This window comes from Stakelama portus (assembly GCF_003171655.1).
Lineage (GTDB): Bacteria > Pseudomonadota > Alphaproteobacteria > Sphingomonadales > Sphingomonadaceae > Sphingomonas > Sphingomonas portus.
This window is the reverse complement of record NZ_QFZL01000002.1, coordinates 108,339-133,547: the sequence shown is the minus strand read 5'-3', so window position 1 is coordinate 133,547 and position 25,209 is coordinate 108,339. Positions and strand designations below refer to the sequence as shown.

General features: G+C 64.2%; 24 protein-coding genes and 1 pseudogene. 19 read left to right on the top strand and 6 right to left on the bottom strand.

Annotation, left to right across the window (positions count from 1 at the left end; all coding sequences use genetic code 11):
• Positions 1 to 19 precede the first annotated feature (19 nt).
• Entirely contained in the window at positions 20 to 2,119 is a 2,100-nt protein-coding gene (locus DKB74_RS06055; protein ID WP_109807253.1) for a PQQ-dependent dehydrogenase, methanol/ethanol family, read from the top strand.
• A gap of 63 nt (positions 2,120 to 2,182) precedes the next feature.
• Complete coding sequence (locus tag DKB74_RS06050) at positions 2,183 to 3,850, top strand: MFS transporter (RefSeq protein ID WP_109807662.1); 1,668 nt, start codon at positions 2,183 to 2,185, stop codon at positions 3,848 to 3,850.
• Here the strand turns inward: DKB74_RS06050 and DKB74_RS06045 are convergent.
• A complete protein-coding gene (locus DKB74_RS06045) occupies positions 3,841 to 5,013 on the bottom strand; it encodes a CaiB/BaiF CoA transferase family protein (RefSeq protein WP_109807252.1) in 1,173 nt (390 codons plus the stop codon). The two genes, DKB74_RS06050 and DKB74_RS06045, sit on opposite strands and share 10 nt — an antisense overlap.
• Positions 5,014 to 5,120: 107 nt before the next feature.
• Between DKB74_RS06045 and DKB74_RS06040 the strand changes: the two genes are divergently transcribed.
• From DKB74_RS06040 to DKB74_RS18970, 3 genes and pseudogenes are all read left to right on the top strand, one after another.
• On the top strand, positions 5,121 to 6,005 hold the full coding sequence (locus DKB74_RS06040; protein WP_109807251.1) for an HpcH/HpaI aldolase/citrate lyase family protein: 885 nt from the start codon (positions 5,121 to 5,123) through the stop codon (positions 6,003 to 6,005).
• Positions 6,006 to 6,343: 338 nt separating this feature from the next.
• Positions 6,344 to 6,469: a hypothetical protein gene (locus tag DKB74_RS19070; RefSeq protein WP_275658160.1), complete on the top strand. Its 126-nt coding sequence runs from the start codon at positions 6,344 to 6,346 to the stop codon at positions 6,467 to 6,469.
• Between the two features lie 98 nt (positions 6,470 to 6,567).
• Positions 6,568 to 6,708, top strand: a pseudogene (locus DKB74_RS18970) (acyl-CoA dehydrogenase family protein); the annotation flags it as partial.
• Between the two features lie 37 nt (positions 6,709 to 6,745).
• Here the strand turns inward: DKB74_RS18970 and DKB74_RS06025 are convergent.
• Positions 6,746 to 8,833: a M13 family metallopeptidase gene (locus DKB74_RS06025; RefSeq protein WP_109807248.1), complete on the bottom strand. Its 2,088-nt coding sequence runs from the start codon at positions 8,831 to 8,833 to the stop codon at positions 6,746 to 6,748.
• A gap of 69 nt (positions 8,834 to 8,902) precedes the next feature.
• Between DKB74_RS06025 and DKB74_RS06020 the strand changes: the two genes are divergently transcribed.
• The 12 genes from DKB74_RS06020 to trxB all read left to right on the top strand — a co-directional run bounded on the left by DKB74_RS06020 (position 8,903) and on the right by trxB (position 19,163).
• On the top strand, positions 8,903 to 9,241 hold the full coding sequence (locus tag DKB74_RS06020) for a hypothetical protein (RefSeq protein WP_145960911.1): 339 nt from the start codon (positions 8,903 to 8,905) through the stop codon (positions 9,239 to 9,241).
• Between the two features lie 5 nt (positions 9,242 to 9,246).
• Positions 9,247 to 9,648 (top strand): hypothetical protein, encoded by a 402-nt coding sequence (locus DKB74_RS06015; protein WP_145960910.1) that lies wholly within the window; start codon positions 9,247 to 9,249, stop codon positions 9,646 to 9,648.
• Between the two features lie 52 nt (positions 9,649 to 9,700).
• Complete coding sequence (locus DKB74_RS06010) at positions 9,701 to 10,186, top strand: nuclear transport factor 2 family protein (RefSeq protein WP_161956809.1); 486 nt, start codon at positions 9,701 to 9,703, stop codon at positions 10,184 to 10,186.
• Positions 10,183 to 10,494 carry a DUF3088 family protein gene (locus tag DKB74_RS06005; protein WP_161956808.1) on the top strand — a complete coding sequence of 104 codons (312 nt, stop codon included), beginning with the start codon at positions 10,183 to 10,185 and terminating at the stop codon, positions 10,492 to 10,494. Before DKB74_RS06010 ends, DKB74_RS06005 begins: the two co-directional genes overlap by 4 nt.
• Positions 10,495 to 10,647: 153 nt before the next feature.
• Entirely contained in the window at positions 10,648 to 12,561 is a 1,914-nt protein-coding gene (locus tag DKB74_RS06000) for an acetyl/propionyl/methylcrotonyl-CoA carboxylase subunit alpha (protein WP_109807243.1), read from the top strand.
• Entirely contained in the window at positions 12,558 to 13,019 is a 462-nt protein-coding gene (locus DKB74_RS05995) for a GNAT family N-acetyltransferase (protein WP_109807242.1), read from the top strand. Before DKB74_RS06000 ends, DKB74_RS05995 begins: the two co-directional genes overlap by 4 nt.
• 169 nt (positions 13,020 to 13,188) lie before the next feature.
• Positions 13,189 to 14,373 (top strand): alpha-hydroxy-acid oxidizing protein, encoded by a 1,185-nt coding sequence (locus DKB74_RS05990; RefSeq protein ID WP_109807241.1) that lies wholly within the window; start codon positions 13,189 to 13,191, stop codon positions 14,371 to 14,373.
• A gap of 84 nt (positions 14,374 to 14,457) precedes the next feature.
• Positions 14,458 to 14,913 (top strand): MaoC family dehydratase, encoded by a 456-nt coding sequence (locus DKB74_RS05985; RefSeq protein ID WP_109807240.1) that lies wholly within the window; start codon positions 14,458 to 14,460, stop codon positions 14,911 to 14,913.
• 61 nt (positions 14,914 to 14,974) lie between these two features.
• On the top strand, positions 14,975 to 16,096 hold the full coding sequence (locus tag DKB74_RS05980) for an 8-amino-7-oxononanoate synthase (RefSeq protein ID WP_109807239.1): 1,122 nt from the start codon (positions 14,975 to 14,977) through the stop codon (positions 16,094 to 16,096).
• Positions 16,093 to 16,722 (top strand): dethiobiotin synthase, encoded by a 630-nt coding sequence (gene bioD, locus DKB74_RS05975; RefSeq protein ID WP_109807238.1) that lies wholly within the window; start codon positions 16,093 to 16,095, stop codon positions 16,720 to 16,722. Before DKB74_RS05980 ends, bioD begins: the two co-directional genes overlap by 4 nt.
• Entirely contained in the window at positions 16,719 to 17,984 is a 1,266-nt protein-coding gene (locus tag DKB74_RS05970) for an adenosylmethionine--8-amino-7-oxononanoate transaminase (RefSeq protein ID WP_109807237.1), read from the top strand. Before bioD ends, DKB74_RS05970 begins: the two co-directional genes overlap by 4 nt.
• 204 nt (positions 17,985 to 18,188) lie before the next feature.
• Positions 18,189 to 19,163 carry a thioredoxin-disulfide reductase gene (gene trxB, locus DKB74_RS05965; protein ID WP_109807236.1) on the top strand — a complete coding sequence of 325 codons (975 nt, stop codon included), beginning with the start codon at positions 18,189 to 18,191 and terminating at the stop codon, positions 19,161 to 19,163.
• Positions 19,164 to 19,363: 200 nt separating this feature from the next.
• On the opposite strand, the gene DKB74_RS05960 is transcribed toward trxB, so the two are convergent.
• From DKB74_RS05960 to DKB74_RS05945, 4 genes are read right to left on the bottom strand one after another with little or no spacing between them, the layout of a single operon-like run.
• Positions 19,364 to 20,164 carry a hydrolase 1, exosortase A system-associated gene (locus tag DKB74_RS05960; RefSeq protein WP_109807661.1) on the bottom strand — a complete coding sequence of 267 codons (801 nt, stop codon included), beginning with the start codon at positions 20,162 to 20,164 and terminating at the stop codon, positions 19,364 to 19,366.
• The gene (locus DKB74_RS05955) at positions 20,152 to 20,874 is read right to left on the bottom strand and encodes a hypothetical protein (protein ID WP_109807235.1); all 723 of its coding nucleotides are present in this window, start codon (positions 20,872 to 20,874) and stop codon (positions 20,152 to 20,154) included. Before DKB74_RS05955 ends, DKB74_RS05960 begins: the two co-directional genes overlap by 13 nt.
• Positions 20,871 to 21,143, bottom strand: a complete 273-nt coding sequence (locus tag DKB74_RS05950; RefSeq protein ID WP_109807660.1) for an acyl carrier protein — start codon at positions 21,141 to 21,143, stop codon at positions 20,871 to 20,873. Before DKB74_RS05950 ends, DKB74_RS05955 begins: the two co-directional genes overlap by 4 nt.
• A gap of 36 nt (positions 21,144 to 21,179) precedes the next feature.
• Positions 21,180 to 22,175 carry a GNAT family N-acetyltransferase gene (locus tag DKB74_RS05945; protein WP_109807234.1) on the bottom strand — a complete coding sequence of 332 codons (996 nt, stop codon included), beginning with the start codon at positions 22,173 to 22,175 and terminating at the stop codon, positions 21,180 to 21,182.
• A gap of 51 nt (positions 22,176 to 22,226) precedes the next feature.
• Between DKB74_RS05945 and DKB74_RS05940 the strand changes: the two genes are divergently transcribed.
• Together DKB74_RS05940 and DKB74_RS05935 are read left to right on the top strand one after the other, a co-directional pair.
• Entirely contained in the window at positions 22,227 to 23,771 is a 1,545-nt protein-coding gene (locus DKB74_RS05940; protein WP_109807233.1) for an acyl-CoA ligase (AMP-forming), exosortase A system-associated, read from the top strand.
• Between the two features lie 145 nt (positions 23,772 to 23,916).
• Positions 23,917 to 25,155 carry a pyridoxal-dependent decarboxylase, exosortase A system-associated gene (locus tag DKB74_RS05935; protein ID WP_109807232.1) on the top strand — a complete coding sequence of 413 codons (1,239 nt, stop codon included), beginning with the start codon at positions 23,917 to 23,919 and terminating at the stop codon, positions 25,153 to 25,155.
• Positions 25,156 to 25,209: the final 54 nt, after the last annotated feature.

Sequence of the window (25,209 nt, the reverse complement as noted above, 5' to 3'; positions counted from 1 at the left end):
CGATTGAGGGGAGTCCGGAATGGCGGTTATTCGGTTGCGCACCGCGCTGGCGGCATTGGCGATGCTGGGCGGCGCTGCGCTCGTGCAGGCGCAGACAGTGCCCGCAAATGTCGATCAGGCGCGGATGACCGCCGCCGATGGCGAACCGGGCCAGTGGATGGGCCCGGGCCGCACCTATGGCGAGCAACGCTATAGCCCGCTCGATCAGATCAACGCCGGCAATGTCACCGACCTGGGTCTCGCCTGGTACGCCGATATCGCAGTCGATCGCGGGGTCGAAGCATCGCCGCTGATGATCGACGGCGTCCTCTATAATATCGAACCGTGGAACGTCACCGTCGCCTATGACGCAAAGACGGGCGAGGAATTGTGGCGCTATGACCCCCAGGTCGATCGCGAAAAGGGGCGCGATGCGTGCTGCGATATCGTTACGCGCGGGCTCGCCGCGTGGAAGGGCAATATCTATATCGCCACGCTCGACGGGCGGCTGATCGCGCTCGATGCGAAGACCGGTACGCCGGTATGGAGCGTCAATACCTTCGACCCGGTCTGGCCCTATACCATCACCGGCGCGCCGCGCGTGTTCGATGGCAAGGTGGTGATCGGCAATGGCGGCGCAGAGGGCGCCGCGCGCGGCTATGTCACGGCTTATGATGCCGAAAGTGGCGACAAGCTCTGGCGTTTCTACACCGTGCCCGGCGATCCGTCGAAGCCGCAGGAAAATTCCGGGCTGGATATGGCCGCAAAGACCTGGAACGGCGAATGGTGGAAACGCGGCGGCGGCGGCACCGTGTGGGATTCGATCGTTTATGACCCCGAACTCGACCTCGTCTATATCGGCGTCGGCAATGGTGGTCCCTGGCCGCTCCAATATCGCAGCCCGGGCGGCGGCGACAATCTGTTCCTCTCCTCGATCGTCGCGCTGAAGGCCGATACCGGCGACTATGTCTGGCATTACCAGACGGTGCCGGGCGACGAATGGGATTACACCGCCACCCAGTCGATGATCCTTGCCGACCTGACGATCGACGGGCGCGAGCGCAAGGTGCTGATGCAGGCGCCGAAAAACGGCTATTTCTATGTGATCGATCGGGCGACCGGCGAACTGATTTCGGCCAACAACTTCGTTCCGGTCAGCTGGACGACCGGCATCGACATGGAAACCGGGCGTCCCAATGTGAATCCTGAAGCGCGTTACGGGCCGGTGCCGGTGATCCTGACGCCGGGGCCCGGGGGCGGGCATAACTGGAACCCGATGGCCTATAGCCCCAAGACCGGGCTCGCCTATTTTCCGGTCACCGAAATGTACATGGCCTATTCGCTCAACCCGGACTTTCAGCAGACTCCGGGGATGATGGGCCAGCTCGGGATTTCGACCACCGGCTATGATCTCAGCCGCGCCGCCGCCACCGAATATGCGGCCAAACATAACAAGGCGTGGCTGACCGCCTGGGACCCGGTGTCGCAGACTGAACGCTGGCGCGTGCCCTATCCGGTGCGCGGCAGCGGCGGCATCCTGGTCACCGGCGGCAATATCGTGTTCCAGGGGACGGTGCGCGGCACGCTGGCGGCCTATGCCGCCGATACCGGCGATTTGCTCTGGGAAATGCCGGTGCAGCAAGTGCCGATCGCAGCGCCGATCAGCTACACCGTCGATGGCGAGCAATATATCGCGGTCAACGCCGGATGGGGCGGGGGGCTGGCCCATTCGACGTCGGTCAAGTCGCTCGGCTTCCCGCTATCGCCTTCGCCGCGGTTGCTGGTGTTCAAGCTCGGCGGTTCGGCAAGCCTTCCGGCAGTCGCGGGTGCGGGCAATGAACTGGTCCGGCCCGAGGAAACGGGCGCCGGCGCAGAGGTGATCGCGCGCGGCGAACAATTGTTCGCGCAACATTGCTCGACCTGCCATGGTGAACGCGCTTTGGGCGGGATTAAGGATCTTCGCCTGATGTCGCCCGATACCCGTTCCGAATTTTACGATATCGTGCTTCATGGCGCACGGCGCGAAAAAGGCATGGCGAGTTTCGGGGACGTGCTGTCGCAGGAAGATGCAGAGGCGATCTATGCATATCTCGTCCACCGCTCGAATGAGGATTGGGACAGTATCGCCGCCGACAAATAACCGGCGGCGGGCATGCGCGGCGGCATTGTGCCGCCGTCGCGGCCGCTGAACCGGGAGCGGGCGATGGCAGCCGAACCCGGTCCCGATGCGCGCACCGCCGATGTGGAATCAGCATCACCCTTCGCGGTGCCGATCTTTCGGTCGATCTGGACCGCCAATCTGGTTTCCAATTTCGGCTATATCATTCAGTCGGTCGGTGCCGCCTGGCTGATGACCGAACTTGCCCAGTCGCGTACCATGGTCGCGCTGGTTCAGGCTTCGGTGACCTTGCCGGTGATGCTGCTCGCGCTGGCGGCGGGCGCGATCGCCGACAATTTCGATCGCCGCAAGGTGATGCTGGCGGCGCAATTCTTCATGCTGACGGTGTCGCTCGTGCTGTCGGTGCTGACTGCGCTTCACCTGATGACGCCGCTGCTGCTGCTCGCGATGACGTTCCTGATCGGGTGCGGCATGGCGCTGAACAGCCCGGCCTGGCAGGCATCGGTCGGCGACATGGTCCCCAAACAGGCGCTGTCCGCCGCGGTCTCCTATAACAGCGTTGCGTTCAACATCGCGCGCAGTGCCGGCCCCGCGGTCGGCGGCGCGATTGTCGCCGTCGCCAATGCCTCGGCGGCGTTTCTGGCCAATTGCGTCAGCTATATCGGCCTGATCGTCGTGCTGTTGCGCTGGAAAACCGACCCTGCGCCTGCCGAATTGCCGCCCGAACGGATCGGCAGCGCGGTGGCGAGCGGCGTGCGCTATGTCGCGATGTCGCCGGACCTGGTCCGTGTGCTGATCCGATCGGTCTTCTTCGCTGCCGGGGCAAGCGCGATATCCGCGCTCCTCCCGCTCGTCGCGCGCGATCTGATGCAGGGCGGGGCAGTGACATACGGCATATTGCTCGGCGCCTTTGGCGTGGGGGCAGTGGGCGGGGCGCTGCTCGGTGCGCGGTTGCGCCATCGGTTCGCGCCGCAACGGCTGGTGGGCGCGGCGGGTGTGGCGGTCGCGCTGGGCGTGGCGGGCGTGGCGTTCAGCACCACGCCGCTGGCGGCGGCGCCAGTGCTTGCGCTGGCCGGCGGTGGCTGGATGATGGCGATGGCGGCGCTCAACGCAACGATCCAGCTCGCCTCGCCGCGCTGGGTGGTGGCACGCGCCATCGCCACCTATCAGACGGCGGCATTTGGCGGGCTGGCGTTCGGCGCCTGGATCTTCGGGATGATCGCGGCGAGCCACGGCACGCGCACCGCGTTGCTCGCTGCGGCGGCATTACAGCTTGTCGGGCTGGTTCTGGGCTATTTCATCCGCATCCCCGATATCGACCACCTCAATCTCGATCCGCTGCGCCGCTGGAGCGAACCGAGCACGCAGGTGCCGATCGAAAGCCGCAGCGGCCCGCTGACGATCGCGCTGACCTATGAAATCGATCCGGCGGATATCGACCTGTTTCTGGCGGCGATGGCGGAGCGGCGACGCATTCGCCGCCGCGACGGCGCGCGCCGCTGGTCGCTTTCGCGCGATCTTGCCCAGCCGAGGCTGTGGATCGAAAGCTATCAGGTGTCGACCTGGCTCGACTATGTCCGCCACAATTATCGGCGAACCCATGCCGATGCCGCCAATCTCGACCGGATCATGGCGCTGCATCGCGGCCAGCCGCCGGTCGTGCAGCGGCTGATCGAAATCCATCCGGGATCGGTTGCCGCGTCGAACGATCCGCCGCCGCCGATCCGCGATCCGCTGCCCGATTATCCCTGAGGGGCGCTAATTCCCGCGTCGAGCTCGGCAAGAATCTCGGCCTGATGCTCGCCAAGCCGCGGCGCCGGCCCGGCAACGCTGGCGGGTGAGGCGGAGAAACGCGCGGGCGTGCCCGGAAAGCGCAACCGGCCATAGGAGGAGTCGATTTCCTCGTAAAAGCCGACCGCCTCCAGATGCGGATCGTTCAGCAATTCGTCGGGCGTGCGGATCGGCGCTGCCGGAACATGGAGCTTCCCGAGCAGGTCGAGCCATTCGGCAGTCGTCCGCTCAAGAAAGGTCTCGGCCAGCCGCGCATAGACATGGTCGATTTGCTTCGCGCGCTGCGCCAGCGTCGCCAGGTCCGGCCCGGCCCATTCGGGCTGTACCGCATCGACGAACGCGGCCCAATGCTTGTCGTTATAGATCAGCGCCGCGACATGCCCGTCCCTGGTCCGATAGGGGCGGCGGTGCGGCGATACCACGCGGGGATAATGGGCCTTGCCCAGCGGCGGATCGAACACGGTCCCATTGGCATGTTCGACCATCATGAACGCCGTCATGGTTTCGAACATGCCGATTTCGATTTCCTGCCCCTCGCCGGTCCTCTCGCGATGGAACAATGCCGTCATCGTCGCATTGAGCGCAGTCAGCCCGGCAACCTTGTCAGCCATGATCGTGCCGACGAATTCGGCATCGCCGTTGATCATCCGCTGTGTCGCGACCAGCCCGCATTCGGCCTGAATCGTATCGTCATAGGCTGGCTTGTCGGCATAGGGGCCGCCGCGGCGATAACCGTAGCAATTGGTATAGACGATGTCGGGCCGGATCGCGCGGACCGCGTCATAATCCAACCCCAGCCGGGCAATCGCGCGCGCGCGCATCGAATGGATGAAGATATCGGCAGTGGCGATCAGCCGGTTGAGTATGTCCTTGTCGGCTTGCTGCCGCAGGTCGAGCACGATGGCGCGCTTGCCGCGATTGATATTGACGAAGACGCCGCCCAGACCCTCTTCGGGCCCCACCGAGACCCAGCGCATCACATCGCCTTCGGGCGATTCGACCTTGATGACGTCGGCGCCCATATCGGCCATCATCTGGGTGGCATAGGGCCCCATCACCGTGCTGGTAAGGTCGATGACCCGGATTCCCGCCAATGGCCCGCGGTGCGGTTCGCCGCCCTGCATTTCTTCCTCCCGACTCTTTTGACTTTGCGCGCCTATTTCACGCAATGGCATGCTGTCACGAATTTTGCGGCCCGCAAGGGCGTGCCATATATGCAGGGAGAGGCGGGATGCACGAATTGGAACCGCTGAAAATGCGATCCTGGCTGTTCGCGCCGGGCGACAGCGAACGAAAGATGGAAAAGGCCGCTAACAGCGACGCGGATATCGCGCTGTTCGATCTGGAGGATGCCGTCGCGCCCGATGAAAAGCCCGCCGCCCGGCGGATGGTGCGCGCGTTTCTGGACAAGGCGGATGCCGGGCGCGAACGGTTCTGGGTGCGGATCAATCCGCTCGACGGGCCCGAGGCGCTTACCGATCTTGCCGCCGTGATGCCCGGTCGCCCCGGCGGGATCATGCTGCCAAAGGCGCGGGGCCGGCACGATGTCGAGTTGCTCGACCATTATCTCTCGGCCTTCGAAGCGGCTTCGGACCTCGCGATCGGGTCGACTCGCGTGATCGCGCTCGTCACCGAAACGGCGGGCGCGATGTTCACCACCGGCGATTATGCCGGCGCGCCGCGACTGGTGGCGATGAGCTGGGGGGCGGAGGATCTGGCCGATTCGATCGGCGCGAGCGAGAACTGCAATCCCGACGGCAGCTATGGTTTCACCTATGAACTCGCGCGCAGCCTGTGCCTGCTCGGTGCGTCGGCGGCCGGGGTCGCGGCGATCGAGACGATCCAGGGCGATTTCCGCGATCTGGAAACACTCAAGGCGCGCGCCACGCGCGTCCGGCGCGACGGATATCGCGGGATGCTGGCGATTCACCCGGCTCAGGTGCCGGTGATCAACGCCGCGTTCACGCCGACGGCAGAGGAACTGGCAGCGGCGCGGGAAATCGTCGCACTGTTCGAAGCCAATCCCGGTGCCGGAACGATCGGATATAAGGGCGGCATGCTCGATCGGCCGCATCTTTCGCGCGCGCGCCAGTTGCTGGCATCGGCGGAGGGCTGAGCCAGATCGCGATCTACGCGGCCTTAATCGGGTCCGGCGCGCCGCGATCGCGATGCCCCCTCGTTGCGCCGCAACACCGGCGCCGATTCCGGGGCATATTGGTTTTCTGGAAGTTTCTTCCCCTCGCGCGCCAGTGTTGCCAGCGTTGTTCGCAAGTGCAGCAAAAGAACAGTGATGGCATCGTAAAATTTCGCCATGCACAGGCAAGATGAAGGAGACTTTCCCCTTTTGTTGCGTTAAGATGTCACAGCGTGTTCGGGATATGCCAAAGGCACATCGCAATTCGCAGCGAAAGGGATTTCGACGACAGATCGAATAATCGCAAGGAGTGGGTCACGATGGACAGGCTTGATTTTCACGGTGCCCCGATTGCGGAGGATAGCCCCCCGGCTGCCATCGGACTTGTGATTGCGGTGGCGCTGTCGCTGGCCTTCTGGGCGATGATCGCAATCCTCCTGTTCTGACTGCCCCATTCGGTTCGCTTGTTGCCCTTGCGATAGCAGAGGGGCCGCAAGGAGAGACCGAATGAATCTCGGTTTTCGCGCTCGGCGAGGCCGCCGACATGATCCGCGAGACGATGGCGCGTTTTGCAAATGACCGCATAGCCCCACTGGCAGCCCGCATCGATCAGCAGGACTGGTCCCCCCGCGACCTGTGCCCCGCCATCGGCGTGCCTGGACAGCACGGCTTCGCGGTTGAGGAAAAAAGGGCGCGGTGTGATACCGCTCCCTTTTTCGTTGTTACCACACTTTGACGCGCTGTTCGGGCGGCAGATAGAGCGCATCGCCCGGCTGCACGTCGAACGCGTCATACCAGGCGTCGATATTGCGCACGGTGAGCGCGCGATACTGGCCCGGCGCATGGCCGTCGGTCGCGACCTGACCACGCAGCGCCGCGTCGCGCGTCTTGGTCGCCCAGGTCTGGTCGAACGCGATGAAGAAACGCTGATCGCCGGTCAGCCCGTCCATCACCGGCGCAGCCTTGCCGCCCAGCGACGCGTGATAGGCGTCATAGGCCGCCGCCAGCCCCGCGACATCGGCGATATTCTCGCCCAGCGTCAGCTTCCCGTTGATTGCCAGATCGGGGAAGGGGCGATAGGTGTCGAACTGCGCCGCCAGCGCCTGGCCCTGTTCGTCGAACCGCGCCAGATCGGCATCGGTCCACCAGTTGCGCAGCGCGCCGGTGGCATCGAAATCGGCGCCGTTATTGTCGAAGCTGTGGCTGATCTCATGCCCGATGACCGCGCCGATCGCGCCGTAATTATACGCCGCATCGGCATTGGGATCGAAAAAGGGCGGTTGCAGGATCGCGGCGGGGAAATTCAGTGCGTTCTGCACCGGCAGATTGACTGCATTCACCGTCTGCGGCGTCATCCACCATTCGGCGCGGTCGACCGGCTTGCCGATCTTGGCGAGCTGAACCGCATATTCATGCTGCCCGGCAGCGATCGCATTGGCATAGGCATTGGTCGGGCTGATCGTCAGGTCGCTGTAATCGCGCCAGCTTTCGGGATAGCCGACGCCGACGACGATCGACTGGACCTTGCGGATCGCCTCGGCCTTGGTGCTGTCCGCCATCCAGTCGAGCCCTTCGATCCGGTGGACGAAGGCGGCCTTGATATTGTCGACCATCGCCTGAACCTCGGCCTTGGCCGATGCCGGGAAATAGCGTTCGACATAGGCCTGGCCGACCGCATCGCCCAGCGCGCCGCTGACTGCGCTCAGCGCGCGCTTTTCGCGCGGCTGCTGCTGCGGGGTGCCCGACAGGGTCGTGCCGTAAAAGGCAAAGCGCGCATCGTCGAAGCTGCTCGGCAACACACTGGCGTGGCCATTGATCTGGTGAAAGGCGAGCCAGTCCTTCCAGGCGTCGAGCGGTTCGCTGGCGACCAGCGCGGCAAGCGCCGGGATGGCTTCGCCCGAATAGGCGGCGAAGCGATCCTGATCGCCAAGCGACGCGGCTGAAAGCAGCGCGTCCCAATCGATACCGGGCGCCTTGGCGATCAATTCCTCGCGCGTCCACACGCCCGAGGAACCGGCGAAATTCTCCGCCTGTTCGCGTGTCACATGCGCCTTGGCGATTTTGGTTTCCAGATCGAACACACGCTGCGCGCGCGCCGCGGCATCGTCATATCCGGCGAGCGTGAAAATCTGTTCGATATAGGCGCGATAGGCATCGCGCAGTTCGACCATCTGCGTATCGTGCGACAGATAATATTCGCGCTCGGGCAGGCCGAGCCCGCCCTGCAGGATATAGGGAAGCGTTTCGCCTGGCGTCGAAAGCCCCTGGCTCACGAAAATCCCGAACAGATTTTCGGTCCAGTAATTGGTCGCGTTGAGCGGATCGACATCGGCGCGCATCTGCGATCCCAGCACGGCGGAAAGCGCCTGTTTGCTGTCGATCGCGGCAAACCGGTCGAGATCGGCCCGGATCGGCGTCATGCCGGCGGCGTTGATCGCATCGGTGTTGAGATAGGCGCTGTAATAATTGGCAATACGCCCTGCATCGGTGTCCGGGGCCGGATCCGACGCGACGATATCGTGGATCAACTGGGCGGTTTCGGCCTGCGTCTTGTTATATGCGATCAGGAACGATCCCACGCTCGACCGGTCGGCCGGGATCACGGTCGTGCGCATCCAGTTGCCATTGGCATAATCGTAGAAATCGTCGCCCGGCTTCACGCTGCGATCCATCGCGGCAAGGTTGATGCCGGAATCGCTCGCCGTGCTGGTCGCCTCGGCGGCGGGCGCCTGTTGCGCCATTGCCGGGATCGGAGCGGAAAAGGTGAGCGCCGTGCTGGCGAGCAACACGAACAGCTTGTTGCGGGACATGCAAATCCTCCTGAGTGGTTGATGTCGGTACTACACCCATGTCGGCACCCGATCCAGTTGGATTTCAAGTTGACATCATCTGACCCGGGGACGATCCCGATGCTGATCTTTACCGGGGTGCGGGCAATGTTGGGGATCGCGGTGTACATCGCGATACTGGCCTATGGGCGGGTATCGAAATCATTCGGCTGGCAGAACTGGATCATCCTTCTGGTCGGCGCTTTCGTCTCGATCCTGGTGTCGGCGGCAATGTTCAACATTGCCGACAGTAATCAGATCGCAATCGTCACCTTGTTTCAGTTCGTGATTTTTGCCGTGCTCTATGGCCTGGGCGTGGGGCTGGCGCTCGCCGCGTCGCTACAGGCACCAATCCCCGAACGCCCGGCGTTCGGCGTGTTTCGGATGTGATGAAAATGAGCACCTTGCCCTCGGATCACAGCGAAGCCCTGCGTGATTTGTTGATCGTTGCCGCCGAACTGCAGGAATATTCCGGCTATCTCTCAACCACTCGCCGGACCCAAATGCAAAACCTGCAAGCACGGTTCGACAGCCAGCGTCGGGTGATTGTTTTTGATCTGCTCAAGCGAAGCGAAGATGTCGACGCGATCAAGCAGGCTGTCTCCGATGCTCTTGATCTTATCCTGCAGGAAAGGTGGATCCGTGAGGATGCGATCTATTACGCCCGCGAGGAATTGCTCACCCACCTTGATAAGCAGGCACGCAACAATCCGCTTCAGCGGTTTATCGTGCGATGGGGCCCTCCATCCGCGATGGCGGCTGTTGCTGTGGTCTATTTGGTAGTCAAATTCACGTAAATTCAATGCATTGGAGCCGATGCTCCAGTCCACAATCAGGCTAGGAATCGAGATGCTCCGTTCCCTTCTCCCCCTTCTTCTCCTCGCGACACCCGCCTTCGCGCAGGATAGCGGCCTGCCGCCCGCGCAGATCGATGCGCCTCAGGCTACCTATCGCGCCGTGCTCGAACCGGTCGATGCCCTGTTCGCCGGGATCGCCGCGCATGATGCCGAACTGATCCGGCCCTATATCCTCGACGGGGCGATGATCACCGTTGCCGATGCGCTGCCCAATGGCGAACGCCAGGTCAGCCGCCTGGCTTTCAGCCAATGGCTTGACGGGCTGGCGGGCGCGCCGCAGGGGCTGCAGGAAGCGATGCCCAATCCGGCAGTCGAGATCGATGGCGATATCGCGATGGTCTGGGGGTTCTACACCTTCAAAATCGCTGGCCAGTTCAGCCATTGCGGAGTCGATCATTTCAGCCTCGTCCGAAAGGACGACAAATGGAAGATCGCCGATCTGACCTTTTCCACGCGCAAGGATGATTGCGGGCAATGAGCCGCGACACGCTGTTCCTGCTCGATAACGACTGGGCCGATCCGGCGCTTGGCGGCGAACGGCATTTCTACTGCAAGGATTGCATGACCGTGGAGGGGCTGCTCGCCGCCTTTCCCGATCGCGCCGCGAATATCGACGTCGTCCGCGTCGCCTGGCCGCGCCCGCGCGGGCCGGTGGTCGCCATGCTGGGCGAGGAAAACCAGAATTGCCCCGCGCTCGCCTTTGCCGAGGGCGGCTTCGCCAATGATATCGAAGCGCTGCTCGCGGCGCTGCATGCGCGTCACGGATTTCCGGAGAGGCATCCGTAGCTGCTTTAAATGTAGGATATCCGTGTCTAAACATGCCCCCATGGCCTGTCATGCCACCATCGCCGATGGCACTCCCCGCAATGCAAAGCGTTCGGGGAAGGCGAAAGAGGGGGGACGTAGCCTAAACTTCCTGAACTTCGGCGGGGGTGGCGGATGATCGCATCGCTCCTCATCGCCAATCGCGGCGAAATCGCCTGCCGTGTGATCGACACCGCGCGCGCCATGGGCATTCGCACCGTCGCGGTCTATTCGGATGCCGACGCCAATGCGCGCCATGTCCGCATGGCGGACGAAGCGGTGCATATTGGCCCGGCGGCGGCGCGCGAAAGCTATCTGGTCGGCGAAAAGATCATTGCGGCGGCGAAGCAGACCGGGGCGCAGGCGATCCATCCCGGCTATGGCTTCCTCTCCGAAAATGCCGATTTCGCGCAGGCGGTGGCCGATGCCGGACTGATCTGGGTCGGCGCGACGCCATCCTCGATCCGCGCGATGGGCCTCAAGGATGCCGCAAAAAAACTGATGCAGGATGCCGGCGTGCCCACCACGCCCGGCTATCTCGGCGACAATCAGGAACCGGAACATCTGCGCCAGCAGGCCGATCAGATAGGCTATCCGGTACTGATCAAGGCAGTGGCGGGCGGCGGCGGCAAGGGGATGCGCCGCGTCGATGCCTCTGCGGACTTCCGCGACGCGCTCGAAAGCTGCAAGCGCGAGGCTGCGTCCTCCTTCGGCGACGATCGCGTGCTGATCGAAAAATACATCCTCTCGCCGCGCCATATCGAAGTGCAGATATTCGGCGACACCCATGGCAATGTCGTCCACCTGTTCGAACGCGATTGCTCGCTCCAGCGGCGCCACCAGAAAGTGATCGAGGAAGCACCCGCGCCGGGGATGGACGAGGCGACTCGCGAGCAGCTCTGTGCCGCCGCCGTCCGCGCCGCCAAGGCCGTCGATTATGTCGGGGCGGGGACGATCGAATTCATCGCCGACGCCAGCGAAGGGCTGCGCGCCGATCGCATCTGGTTCATGGAAATGAATACCCGGCTGCAGGTCGAACATCCGGTGACCGAAGAGATTACCGGCGTCGATCTGGTCGAATGGCAATTGCGCGTCGCGTCAGGCGAGAAACTGCCCAGGGCGCAGGACGCGCTTGAAATCCGTGGGTGTGCGATGGAAGCGCGGCTTTATGCCGAAGATCCCGCGACCGGCTTTTTGCCGAGCACCGGGCGGCTCGACCTGCTCGATCTCTACCAAGGCGAAGGCACCATCTTCCGCGTCGAAACCGGGGTGGAGCAGGGGGACAGCGTGTCGCCCTATTATGATCCGATGATCGCGAAGCTGATCGTCCATGGCTATGATCGCGGCGACGTCATCGACGACATGAAGCTGATGCTGACCAAAAGCCATGTCTGGCCGGTCAAGACCAATGCCGGTTTCCTGACACGCTGCCTCGACAGCGACGTGTTTCAGCGCGGCGCGATGACGACCGGCTTCATCGCCGACGCCGGCGACGCGCTGATCCCGCCCGCGCAGCCGCCCGAGAGCTTCTGGCATGCGGCCGCGATCAACCTGGTCGAGCGCGCCGAGGAACAGCGTACCGACCCGTCGCCCTGGCAGGGCTATGGCGGCTTCCGCCTCAACGCCGCGCCGCGTCGCGAGCTGCAACTGGCTGGCCCCGGCGAAACCCGCATCGTGCCGATGGAAGGCGGCGGCGACGATGATGACGGCTGGCTGGTCGAAGTCGCCGAAATTCCCGGCCAGGACGCGCTGCTGCTGTTCGACGGCGGCCAGCCCTATCGCTTCGCCCCCGCGCGGCACGATGGCGGCGGGGCAGGCGCTGCGGGCGACGGCGCGATCCTTGCGCCGATGCCGGGCAAGGTGATCGCGGTCGACGTTGCGACGGGCGACAATGTGACGGCGGGGCAAAAGCTCGTCACGCTCGAAGCGATGAAGATGGAGCATAGCCTGACCGCGCCGTTCGACGGCACGATCGCCGAACTCAATGTCGAAACCGGCAGTCAGGTGAGCGAAGGGACGCTGCTGGTGCAAGTGGAGAAGGGCGAATGAGCCTGAATTTTCGCGACGCGACGCTCGCCGATCTGCCCGCCATCATCGCGATGCTCGCCGATGATGTGAACAGCGCCGGGCGTGAAGACCCCAGCCTGCCGCTCGACCCGCGCTACGAAGCAGCCTTCGCCGATATCGACGCCAGCGCCGATCAACGGCTGATCGTCGCCGAACTGGACGGCGCGATGATCGGCACGATGCAGCTGACCTTCATCCCCGGCATCGCCTTTCGCGGTGCATGGCGCGGCCAGATCGAGGCTGTGCGCATCGCCAGCAATGTGCGCGGCGGCGGCCATGGTACCGCGATGATCGAATGGGCCGTCGAACAATGCCGCGCGCGCGGCTGTCGCATGGTCCAGCTGATGTCGATGACGAGCCGGGCCGACGCGCATCGCTTCTACGAAAAAATGGGCTGGGTCCGCAGCCATTACGGCTTCAAGCTCAAGCTGGAGGATTGAAAATCAGCAGGCGGTCAATCAGGCTTCGTCACCCTGAACTTGTTTCAGGGTCCACTTTTCCTCCCGACCGACCTTCGCTGTTGCGCGGTGGATGCTGAAACGAATTCAGCATGACGATACGATTATTAGGCTCAGTGGCGGGCAAGAAAAAAGTTCAGGAGAGCTCCGGATGCCGCATTATGGCGATTATCAGAACGCGATCTATTTCGCCGGACTGAGCGGAAAGACACCCGATCTGCCGGTCGATTTCGCCACGCTGGAGGCGCGGGCGGCGCAGGCGATGCCCGACAATGTCCGCGACTATGTGATGGGCGGATGCGGCGACGAAGCGACGCAGGACGCCAATGCATCGGCCTTTGCGCATTGGGGCATGGTGCCGCGCATGCTGGTCGATTGCGCCAGCCGCGACTTGTCGATCGACCTGTTCGGGATGCGATTGCCATCGCCGATCTTCATGGCGCCGATCGGCGTCACCGGCATCTGCACCGATGATGGGCATGGCGATCTCGCCGCCGCACAGGCATCGGCGCAGACTGGCGTGCCGTTTATCGGGTCGACGCTGATGAACGATCCGATGGAGGATGTCTTCGCGGCCTGCGGCGACACGCCTGCGCTGTATCAACTCTACACGCCGAAAAACCCCGATCTTGCCGCCAGCCTTGTCGCTCGCGCCGAAAAGGCGGGGGCGAAGGCGATTGTGGTCACGCTCGACACCTGGGTGACCGGCTGGCGCCCGCGCGACCTCAACACCGGCAATTTCCCGCAGCTGCGCGGCCATGTGCTTGCCAATTACACCAGTGATCCGGTGTTCCGGCAATTGCTCGGCAAGGACCCGGCGGAGGATGTGCAGGCGGCGGTGATGCTGTGGGTCGGCCTGTTCGGCAAGGTGCTGACCTGGGACGACCTGCCCTGGTTGCGCAGCCTCACCAGCCTGCCGATCCTGCTCAAGGGCATTTGCCATCCCGACGATGCGCGTCGTGCTGTCGATGCGGGCGTCGACGGGATTTATTGCTCCAACCATGGCGGGCGCCAGGCCAATGGCGGGATCGCGGCGATCGATATGCTGCCAGACGTCGTGAAGGCTGCCGCAGACACGCCGGTGCTGTTCGATTCAGGCGTGCGCTCGGGCACCGATGTGGTGAAGGCGCTGGCAATGGGCGCTGCGGCGGTGGGCATCGGGCGGCCCTATTGCTATGGCCTCGCGCTGGGCGGTGCCGATGGCGCCGCGCATGTGCTCAAATCGATCCTTGCCGAGGCGGACTTGCTGATGGCGGTCAACGGCATGCCCGATCTCGACGCGGTGCGTGCGGCCGGTATTGTCCGAAACCCTCCGTTCGCCCTGCGTAACCGCTGAGCTTGTCGAAGCGGCGTATCGAAGGGCATGGGGTATTTCGCAACGGTGTTTCGGGCCACGAACGGAAATCTGGGGAGAGAAGCTATGGCCGGACGTTTTTTCGACGAATGGGCAGTGGGCGACAGGATCGACCACGAAATCCGCCGTACCGTGACGGAGACCGACAATCTCCTCTTCACGACGATGACGCATAATCCCCAGCCGCTGCACCTCGACGCCGAAGCAGCAAAGGCGAGCGAGTTCGGGCAGATTCTCGTCAACGGCACCTTCACGTTCTCGCTGATGGTCGGGCTCAGCGTCGGCGACACCACGCTCGGCACGCTCGTCGCCAATCTTGGCTATGACAAGCTGGTGATGCCCAAGCCGGTGTTCATCGGCGACACGCTGCGCGCGACCAGCGAAGTCACCGAAATTCGGCCGTCAAAGTCGCGACCGGGGCAGGGCATCGTCACCTGGAAGCACCAGTTGTGGAACCAGCGCGACGAAATCGTCTGCGAATGCCTCCGCTCGGCCCTGCTGCGCAGCAAGCCGACGGGCTAACAGCGATACAAAGAACCGCTTTCTGGATTCCGCGCAGGCGCTCGGCTAACCGCGCCGGGATATGCAATGGTCCGCACCCTATGAAACCAATCTCGCCGCGCTTGCCGATTCCGGATCGCTGCGGCGGCTGACCCCGCGCCGGGGTGTCGATTTTTCGTCGAACGACTATCTCGGTTTTGCCAACGCGCCCTTGTTGCGCGAAGCGGCGGCGCAAGCGCTGGCGCGCGGCGTGCCGATCGGATCGTGTGGATCGCGGCTGTTGCGCGGCAACGATCCCGAGATCGTAACGCTCGAGGCAGAGGCGTCGGCATTTTTCGGCGACGAGGCGACTCTGTTCTTTTCGAGCGGATTCGCCGCGAACACGGCGTTCTTCGCCACAGTGCCCCAGCGCGGCGACCTGATCGTCCATGACGCGCTGATCCATGCCAGCGTCCATGACGGGATGCGGCTGGGCCGCGCCGAATATCGCGCCGCGCCGCATCAACAGGTCGATGGATTCGACGCAGTGATCGCCGACTGGCGCGCCGGCGGCGGCACCGGCCGCGTCTGGATCGCAGTGGAAAGCCTCTATTCGATGGATGGCGACAAGACGCCGCTCGCCGATTTCGCCGCGCTGGCGGATCGCCACGAAGCGATGCTGGTGGTCGATGAGGCACATGCGACCGGCGTGTGGGGGCCTCAGGGGCGGGGGCTGTCCGCCGATCTGCCGTCCGCCGACAACCGCATCGTCCTGCGCACGCTGGGCAAGGCTTTGGGATGCGAAGGCGCGCTGCTCGGCATGCCGCGCCTGCTCGCCGATTTCATGGTCAACCGCGCCCGGCCGTTCATCTTTTCAACGGCATCCTCGCCGCTGATGGCGGCAATCGCCCGGGCCGCGATCCGCTCGCTGTCCGATCATCCCGAATATCGCGCCGAACTCCACGCGCTGATCGCCCATGCCCGGGCACGGCTCGGCCCCGTCGGCGTTCCCGCGACGGGCAGCCAGATATTGCTGCGCCATGTCGGCGACAATGCCCGCGCCGTCGCCATGGCCGATGCGCTGCAGGCACAGGGGTTCGACGTCCGCGCGATCCGCCCGCCTACCGTACCGCAGGGGACCGCACGGTTGCGCATCTCGCTGACCCGCAATGCGCGCGTGAAGGATATCGACGCACTCGCCACCGCGCTGGAGAGTCTCGTATGAGCCGCGCGCTGATCGTGACCGGCACCGATACCGGCATCGGCAAGACCGTGATCGCCGCTGCGCTCGTCCACGCGCTCGACGCCGGCTATTGGAAGCCGGTGCAGGCGGGGCTCGAAGACGAAACCGACCGCGAAGCAGTGATCCGCCTCGCGCGCCTGCCCGAAGATCGCGCCTATCCGGAGGCATATCGCCTGAAACTTCCCGCCTCGCCGCATTTCGCCGCAGCGGAGGAAGGCGTGCTGATCAGCCCCGCCAGGCTGACTCCGCCCGGCCATGACGGCCTGCTGGTGATCGAAGGGGCAGGCGGCGTGCTGGTGCCGCTTTCCGAACCGTTGCTCTATGCCGATATGTTCGCGCAATGGCGTGCGCCGGTGGTGCTGGTCGCGCGCACTGCGCTGGGCACGATCAACCACAGCCTGTTGTCGATCGAGGCGCTGCGCGCCCGCAACGTACCGATCGCCGGCATCGCCTTTGTCGGCGATGCGATGCCCGATACCGAACGGACGATCTGCGCGATCGGTCAGGTCCGGCGCCTCGGGCGACTCCCGCATCTCGACAGGCTTTCCTGTGATACGCTCCATCCCGCCTTTGCCGAAGGATTCGACCTGTCGGAGTTGCGCCTGTGAGTTCGCCCGTCTGGCACCCCTTTACCCAGCACGGCCTGGGCGAGCCGATCCCGCGCGTCGTGCGCGGGGAGGGCGCCGCTGTCTTTACCGACGACGGCCGCCGCATCATCGACGGCATTTCCAGCTGGTGGGTGACGACGCACGGTCATTGCCACCCGCGCATCATGGCGGCGATCGCGGCGCAGGCACAAAAGCTCGATCAGGTCATCTTCGCCGGTTTCACGCACGAACCAGCAGAGACGGTCGCGGCGGGGCTGCGCGCAATCATGCCCGCGCCGCTCGCCCATGTCTTCTTCTCCGACAGTGGTTCCACCAGCGTCGAAGTCGCGCTCAAAATGGCGCTTGGCTATTGGGCCAATCGCGGCGAGCCGCGCCACCGCATCCTGGTGATGGAATCGAGCTATCATGGCGACACGGTCGGCGGCATGTCGGTCGGCGCGCGCGGCGTATTCAGCGCCAGCTATGCGCCGCTGCTGTTCGATGTCGGTACCATCCCCTTTCCCGCCGCCGGGGCGGAACAGGCGACGCTCGACGCACTCGAAGCGGCCTGCACCGCATCCGAAAAGCCCGCTGCCTTCATTGTCGAACCGCTGATCCTCGGCGCGGGCGGCATGCGGATGTACGGGCCGGACATGCTGTGGGAAATGGCGGAAATCTGTGCCGCGCATGATGTGTTGTTGATTGCCGACGAAGTGATGACCGGCTGGGGCCGCACCGGAACGCTGCTTGCGTGCGAACAGGCCAATGTGATCCCCGACCTGCTGTGCCTGTCGAAAGGGCTGACCGGCGGATCGATGCCGCTCGCCGTCACCATGGCGACCGCGCCGATTTTCGACGCGCATCTTTCGACCGACAAGGCGCGGATGTTCTTCCATTCGTCAAGCTATACCGCCAACCCGATCGCCTGCGCCGCCGCCGCCGCCAATCTGGCGATCTGGCGCGAGGAGCCGGTCCGCGAACGCGTCGCCAGCCTGTGCGAGCGGCAAGAGGCGTGGCGCGCGCGCCTCGTATCGGACTCGCGTTTTCACAATGTGCGCCGTACCGGCACCATCGTTGCCGCCGAAGTCGCCGTGCCCGACGGCGATTATCTGTCGGCGGCGGGCCCGCGCATGTCGGCCGTCTTTCGCGAGGCGAATGTGCTGCTCCGCCCGCTGGGCAACACCGTCTATCTGATGCCGCCTTACTGTATCGACGATGCGGATCTCGCCGCGCTGCACGATGCGGTCGATCGGGCGGCGGACGCGGCCTTGTCGGGGGGATAGGAATGCTTCTATCGGCGCTGTTGCAATAGCATCCGACGCGCCCCATTCTTCGAAAAGACAGCCAAGAGAAACGTCGTTTGCCCTGAGCCTGTCGAAGGGCGGTCCTGCTGCTTCCGATTTCGGAAAAGGGCAAAACGGTGTTTCGACAGGCTCAGCACCAACGGATTTCAGGGCCAGCGCCCGCACATCGACACAGGAACACCCATGACCGCCACCCACTCGACCCGCATGTTGATCCTCGGTTCCGGCCCCGCCGGGCTCTCCGCCGCCATTTACGGCGCGCGTGCGGGCATGGCGCCGATCGTCGTGCAGGGTCTCCAGCCGGGTGGTCAGCTGACCACCACCACTGATGTCGAAAACTATCCCGGCTTCCGCGACGTCATCCAGGGCCCGTGGCTGATGGAGGAAATGCAGGCACAGGCCGAACATGTCGGCGCGCAGATGATGTGGGATACGATTGTCGAGGTCGACTTGTCGCAGCGCCCGTTCCGCCTGATCGGCGATGGCGGCACGGTCTATTCGGGCGATGTGCTGGTGATCGCCACCGGCGCACAGGCACGCTGGCTCGGCATGGAAAGCGAAGACGCCTATAAGGGCAAGGGCGTGTCGGCCTGTGCCACCTGTGACGGCTTTTTCTATCGCGGCAAGAAGGTTGCGGTGATCGGCGGCGGCAACACCGCCGTCGAGGAAGCGCTCTACCTCACCAACCACAGCCATGACGTGACGCTGATCCACCGCCGCGACAGCCTGCGCGCGGAAAAGATCCTGCAGGAACGGCTGTTCGCCAATGAAAAGATCACTGTGTTGTGGAACAAGACGGTCGAGGAATTTGTCGGTGAAGGCGATCCGGCGGGGCTGACCGCGCTCAAACTGCGCGACACCGAAACCGGCGAAATTTCGAGCATCGATGTCGAAGGCGGCTTTGTCGCCATCGGCCATTCGCCCGCGACCGAAGTGTTCAAGGGCACCGGGCTCGAACTCGACAAGGACGGCTATATCGAAGTGACGCCGGGCACGTCGAAGACCAACATCCCCGGCGTGTTCGCGTGCGGCGACGTGATGGACAAACATTATCGTCAGGCAGTGACGGCGGCAGGCACCGGCTGCATGGCCGCGCTCGATGCCGAACGTTTCCTCGCCGAAGCCGATTTCGAAGCGATCACCGAAGCGGCGGAGTAAAAATTCCTCCCCCGAAAGGGGAGGGGGAATCCGCCCGCTTGGATCGATCCGTTCGTCCTGAGTAGCCGCTGAGCCTGTCGAAGCGGCGTATCGAAGGTCCGGTCTGTTGGTGCCAACGGTCCTTCGATACGCCATTTCGACTTTACTCAATGGCTACTCAGGACAAACGGGAATGCGATTTCTCCAGCGTTTGAGCATGTCTAGCCGACAGCCTCTCGCACCCGTTCGAACAGCCACGCCTTGTCACCCGCGCGCGCGAAGCTGTGGCTGTCCGAATCCAGCTCGTTGAACGCAACGCGCGTGCGGATGCGGGCGAAACGTTCGCCCTTCCACGCATCGGCAAAGGCAATGGCGGTATTGTCACCCTTTGCCAGCAAAATGGTCACCGGCACCGGGCTGGCATCGAGGCAGGATGCCATGCGCGCCGCCAGTCCCTCGGGTGCGGCGGGTGCGGGTTTCGCCGCCAATTTGGCGAGCCCCTTTGCCAGCTTGGCGATATTCACGCCGCCGCGCATCAGCCGCAGCCATTCCTTCGGGTCCTTGAGCTTCTCGGCATAGCGTGCCTTGATCGCGGCGGCGGGCGGCGTGTCGCTTTCCTCCTCGATCACCCAGGGATTGGCGAGCAACAGCGCGTCGCACCCGGCATGTTCGTGGAAAAAGGCAAGCGACGTCGCCGCATCGCAATTGCCGAACGCCACCAGCCGCTCGACATGCGGTGCATGTTCGCGAAACGCCGCGACGGCGGCCGCCATGTCGTCGCGCGTCGTCTCGAACCCACCATTTTCGCCGGTTGAATCGCCGATCCCGCGCCGGTCATAGCGGAATACGGGAACGCCAAGCTCGCCTGCCACCTGCTGCGCCAGCAACGCCTGACCGCGATGCGCGCCGATGCGGATTTCATTGCCGCCCGATACGATCAGCAGCCCGGTCGTTCCCGGCGCTTCGTCGAGCGTGCCGAACAGCGTTTCGTCCGCGCAGGAAAAGGCGATCAGCTTTCGCATGCGCGCACCCATTCTGCGATGTCGTCGGCGAGCAGGTCCGCCAATGCCGGGTCGTTATCCGGCTCTGCCCGGCGCCAGAGCGGCGCGCCGGCGACCTTCAGATCGGCTGGCTGCGCATCGCTTTCCATGCGGACGATACGATGGGGAATGTCCGGGGCGTCTTCGCGTTGCCACGGTTCCTTGAGCGACAGGTCGGTCAGCAACGCTGTGCTCAGGCTGTTTCCGGCCACGGCTACAGTCGGGACGTCCGCGTCCATGTACCAATGGGCACCCAGCTTCTGATCGCGTCCGACTTCGGCCTGTTTCATCCGTGTCAGTTCGCGCAGCAATTGCGCGCCACCCTGTGGCGAGAGATGCCAGCGCCCATAGATCATGCCGAGATGATCGAGCAGCGCCCCGCTACGGATCGCCATGCCATAGCAATTGCGGCCATCACGGTCGAAACTCTCGACGGCGGCTTCATAGGCGGATTGCATTTTCAGGATCGTTGCATCTTCGAGCGGGTAGCAACTCTCCCCCTGTCCGGGCATATCGGGCAGGGCGCCCGCCACGCCGCGCTGCGCCAGCGCGCGCAGGATCGACACGACGAACGCCCGGGTGCGGTTGGCTTCCTCGAACAGCGGCAATGCCGCGACTATGACCGGGCCGGTATCGGGGCCAAAGCGCAACATCGCCTCGCGCCCGCCTTCCCAGTCATACTGGGAGATCATGTAAGCGCCTTGTCCGCGGCATATCGGGTCAGCGCGCCAAAGGTTTCGAGCATCTCGCCATCGACTTCATCATCCTCGATGATGATGCCCAGCCGGTCTTCCAGTTCGGTCAGCACCCCGGCCACGGCCATCGAATCCAGCTCGGGCAGCGCGCCGAACAGCGGCGTATCGCTGTCGAACGCCGCCGCGCGTTCCTCGCTGAGTCCCAGCGTGTCGCGCAGCACCGCGCGAACGGTCTTCTGGACGGTTTCGTAACCTTCAGGGAGCATTGTCATCAGACCCGATTGGATATTTGCCGAGGCCACCTAAAGGCTAAGCCTTCTGCGGACAAGTCCGAGCAGATGGCGCAGAAGACCCGGCCATGACGCGGGATGCCGGGGATTCCAGCAATCGATGCGCCACATCTTGCGCGCGCCATCCATCCACTCGGCCTTATAGGGTTCGTTGCCGGTGCCGTAATCGATCACCTGCGGGCGGTCCTGCTCGATCACGTGCCGGAACATCGCCTCGCTCAATATCGTGCCGGGGGAGAGGTCTTTGGCATCCTCGCGATAGGCGAGCTTGTGGATCGTCGCGCGACCATTTTCGACATGCCACAGCTGTGCGGCGATCGGCACGCCGTCCTTGCTGGCAATGCCCAGCCGCAAAGCGCCTGCGGCACCTTCGGTCTCCGCAAAGTCGCGCATGAAATCCCAGCTGCCTTCGTCGGGCTTCCAGCTTGCTTCGTAAATCGCGCGATAGGCGTCCCAGGCGGCGGCATCGAACTGGCGGTGGATCGTGATGTCGAGCCCCGCCTTCCTGCCCTTGCGTTTGGCGGTGCTGCGCAACTGGCCGGGGCGCGAAGCCCAATAGGTATCGAAATCGGCGGGCGGCCGCACTTCCCAGGTCACTGTGGCGGGACTGACGGCGGTTATCCAGCCGGCCCTGCGAAACGCCGCGCGAATGGGGTCGGGGTCAGCGACCGGAGACATGCTGATATGCGACAGTTTTTTCAGCTGCGCCGCCAATGGCGCGAGCAGCAACATGCCTTCGCCCTGTCTGACCGGCTGAAAATCGAGCGTGTACCAGCTGGCCAGCGCCTGTGCCTTGCTGCCTTTTCTGGCGAGAAACAGCCACAGCGCGGTATCCCCGGCACGCGCGCGGGCGACCAGCGGCCTGCCCGGCACCGGGCAGCGCGCCGCGGTACGCGCAAACCATTCGATCCGGTCATAGACACGCGGCTGATGCGCACGATCGAGCGCGTCGCCGGCATCGGCCGCGACAGCTTCCAGATCGTCGAACAACTTTACGTCAACACTCATCGGTTTATTCCGGTAACCGCGCTCTTCACCAAAGGGAACTAGGCGAACGTAATGACGAAAGGCTTAAGCCCGCAAACCGAACCGCTCGACCGGCTGACTCTGCGTGGCGCTCCCGATGCGCCGGCTCTGGTCGACAAGGGCGGTGTGCTCGACTTTGCCGGGCTTGAACATGCGGTTGGTGCGGTTGCCGCATGGCTGCGCGCGCAGGGGCTGGAACCGGGCGATCGCGTCGCCAGCTGGCTCGCCAAGACGCGGCTCGCCTGTGTCATGCCCCTGGCCGCCGCGCGGGCGCAGCTGATCCATGTCCCCGTCAATCCGTTGCTCAAGCACGCACAGGTCGGCCATATCCTGCGCGACAGCGGCGCGCGGATGATCATCGGCGGGGCAGGGCGGCTCGGCACGCTGGAGGATGGCGATCGGCCCGATGGCTGTATCGCCGTGCTGGAAAACGATGTGCCGCTGACCGGGGAAACGCTGCCGCCATCGCCAGCCGATCGCGACACGTCGAAACTCGTCGCGATTCTCTACACTTCGGGATCGACCGGGCGTCCCAAGGGCGTGATGCTCAGCCACGCCAATCTCTGGCTCGGCGCGGTCAGCGTCGCGACCTATCTGAACGTCGTGCCGCGCGATCGCATCCTTGCGGTGATGCCGCTCAGTTTCGATTATGGCCAGAACCAGCTGCTTTCGAGCTGGTTTGCTGGCGCGAGCGTGGTCCCGCTCGATTACCTGACCCCGCGCGACGTGGTGAAGGCAGTGGAGCGGTTCGAAGCGAACAGCCTGCCGGGCGTCCCGCCGCTCTGGGTCCAGTTGCTGGAGGCCGATTGGCCGCCCGAAACCGCCGCGCGGTTGAAGCGGCTTACCAATACCGGCGGTGCGCTGACACCGCGCTTGGTACGCGGGTTGCGAGGGCTGTTCCCGCAAGCCGATCTCTACGCCATGTATGGTCTGACCGAAGCATTTCGTTCGGCCTATCTCGATCCGTCGCTGATCGACGAACATCCCGATTCGGTTGGCAGCGCGGTGCCCTTTGCCGAAGTGATGATCGTCCGCCCCGACGGCACCCGCGCGGGTCCCGATGAGCCGGGCGAGCTGGTCCATGCCGGGCCGCTGGTCGCTCAGGGCTATTGGCAGGACGCCGAACGCACTGCACAGCGTTTCAAACCGGCGCCTGCTTTCTCCGAATATGGCGGCATGGCGGTCTGGTCGGGCGACACCGCGATGGTGGGCAGCGACGGCTTGCTCCGTTTTGTCGGGCGCGACGATGAAATGATCAAATCGGCGGGCAACCGGATCAGCCCGACCGAAATCGAGGATGCGGTGCTCGCCGGCGGCGAAGTTGCCGAATGCGCGGTGTTCGGCGTGCCCGATCCGCGGCTGGGACAGGCGATCGTCGTCATTGCCCGCGCCAAGGGCGATCCCGACGACGCAGAAGCATCGGTGCGCGAACGGCTGCGCCGCGAATTGCCGAGTTTCCAGCAACCACAACGCTATCGCTGGCAGGCGCAATTGCCGCGCAATCCCAACGGCAAGCTCGATCGCACCGCGCTTCGGCTATCGCTGATCGAAACCAACCCGGCGGAGGCGCAGGCATGAGTGGGGCTTCAGCGAAGAGCAGGGCTTCGACAGGCTCAGCCCTGACGGGAGGGTGTGTGGCGCCGGAAAAACTATCTCCACAGCCGTTTGCGCTGAGCCTGTCGAAGCGCCGTTCTTCTTCAGGCGCAACGTGCGGGGGAAACCGATGAGCAAACCTACCGGGCCCATTCCCCCGCAATTTGCGGAGCAGGAACAGCTGACCATCGGCGGCAGGACCGCCGAACAATGGGTCGAAGCTGCAGGCGACACCCCACTCTTCGTCTATGACGTCGGGTCGATCGGTGATCGCCTCGCCCGATTGCGCGCCGCGCTGCCGGATATCGTCGACATCCATTACGCCGTGAAAGCCAATCCCTGGGAGCCGCTGCTCGCGCAGGTCGCGCCACTGGTCGGCGGGCTAGACGTCGCTTCGGCGGGGGAGATGGTCAAGGCGCTGGCAGTAAAACCGGCACAACACATCAGCTTTGCCGGCCCCGGCAAACGCGACAACGAACTCGAAGCCGCGATCCGCGCGGGCGTGACGCTCAATGCCGAATCTGTGGGCGAGGTCGATCGCGCCTTGCGGATCGGCAAGCGGCTCGGCCTGGCGCCGCAAATCGCCATTCGCGTCAATCCCGATTTCGAACTGCGCGGTTCGGGCATGAAAATGGGCGGGCGGGCCTCTCCGTTCGGGATCGATGTCGCCAGCGTGCCCGGCCTTGTCCGCAAGCTCACCGATGCAGGCGCGCAATGGCGCGGCTTCCATATCTTCGCCGGGTCGCAGTCGCTCGACACGGCGGCGATCATCGAAACCCAGGCGGCGACAGTGGACCTGGCGGCGCGGCTTGCCGGCGAAGCGGGCGCGGTTCCGCCGCTGGTCAATCTGGGCGGCGGGTTCGGCATTCCCTATTTTCACGGCGACACACCGGTCGATATCGCCGCTATCGGCACAGCTTTGGCCGAAAAGCTCGCGGATATGCCCGTAAATCTGTCGGGATCGCGGTTCGCGATCGAGCTGGGGCGGTGGATCGTCGGGGAAGCCGGCGTCTATCTGACCCGGATCGTCGATATCAAAACCAGCGGCGAGGAATCCTTCTGGGTCGTCGATGGCGGGCTCAACCATCAGCTCGCCGCCAGCGGCAATTTCGGCACGGTGGTGCGCCGCAACTATCCGATCGCCGTGGCCGACAGGCTGGACCATCTGGCCGACGTGGAAACTTCGGTGGTCGGGCCACTCTGCACGCCGCTCGATCGGCTCGGCGACCGGGTGGTGCTGCCCAAGGCGGAAGTCGGCGATCTGATCGCGATCTTCTGTGCCGGTGCCTATGGTGCCTCGGCGAGCCCGTCGGGCTTTCTCGGGCACCCCGCAGCGCGAGAAATCCTCGCAAATGCGAAAAACTCCTAACGCTAATTTAACCCGTTCCCGCGCATAGCGAAGCTCATCCTGTGTGGAATGCCG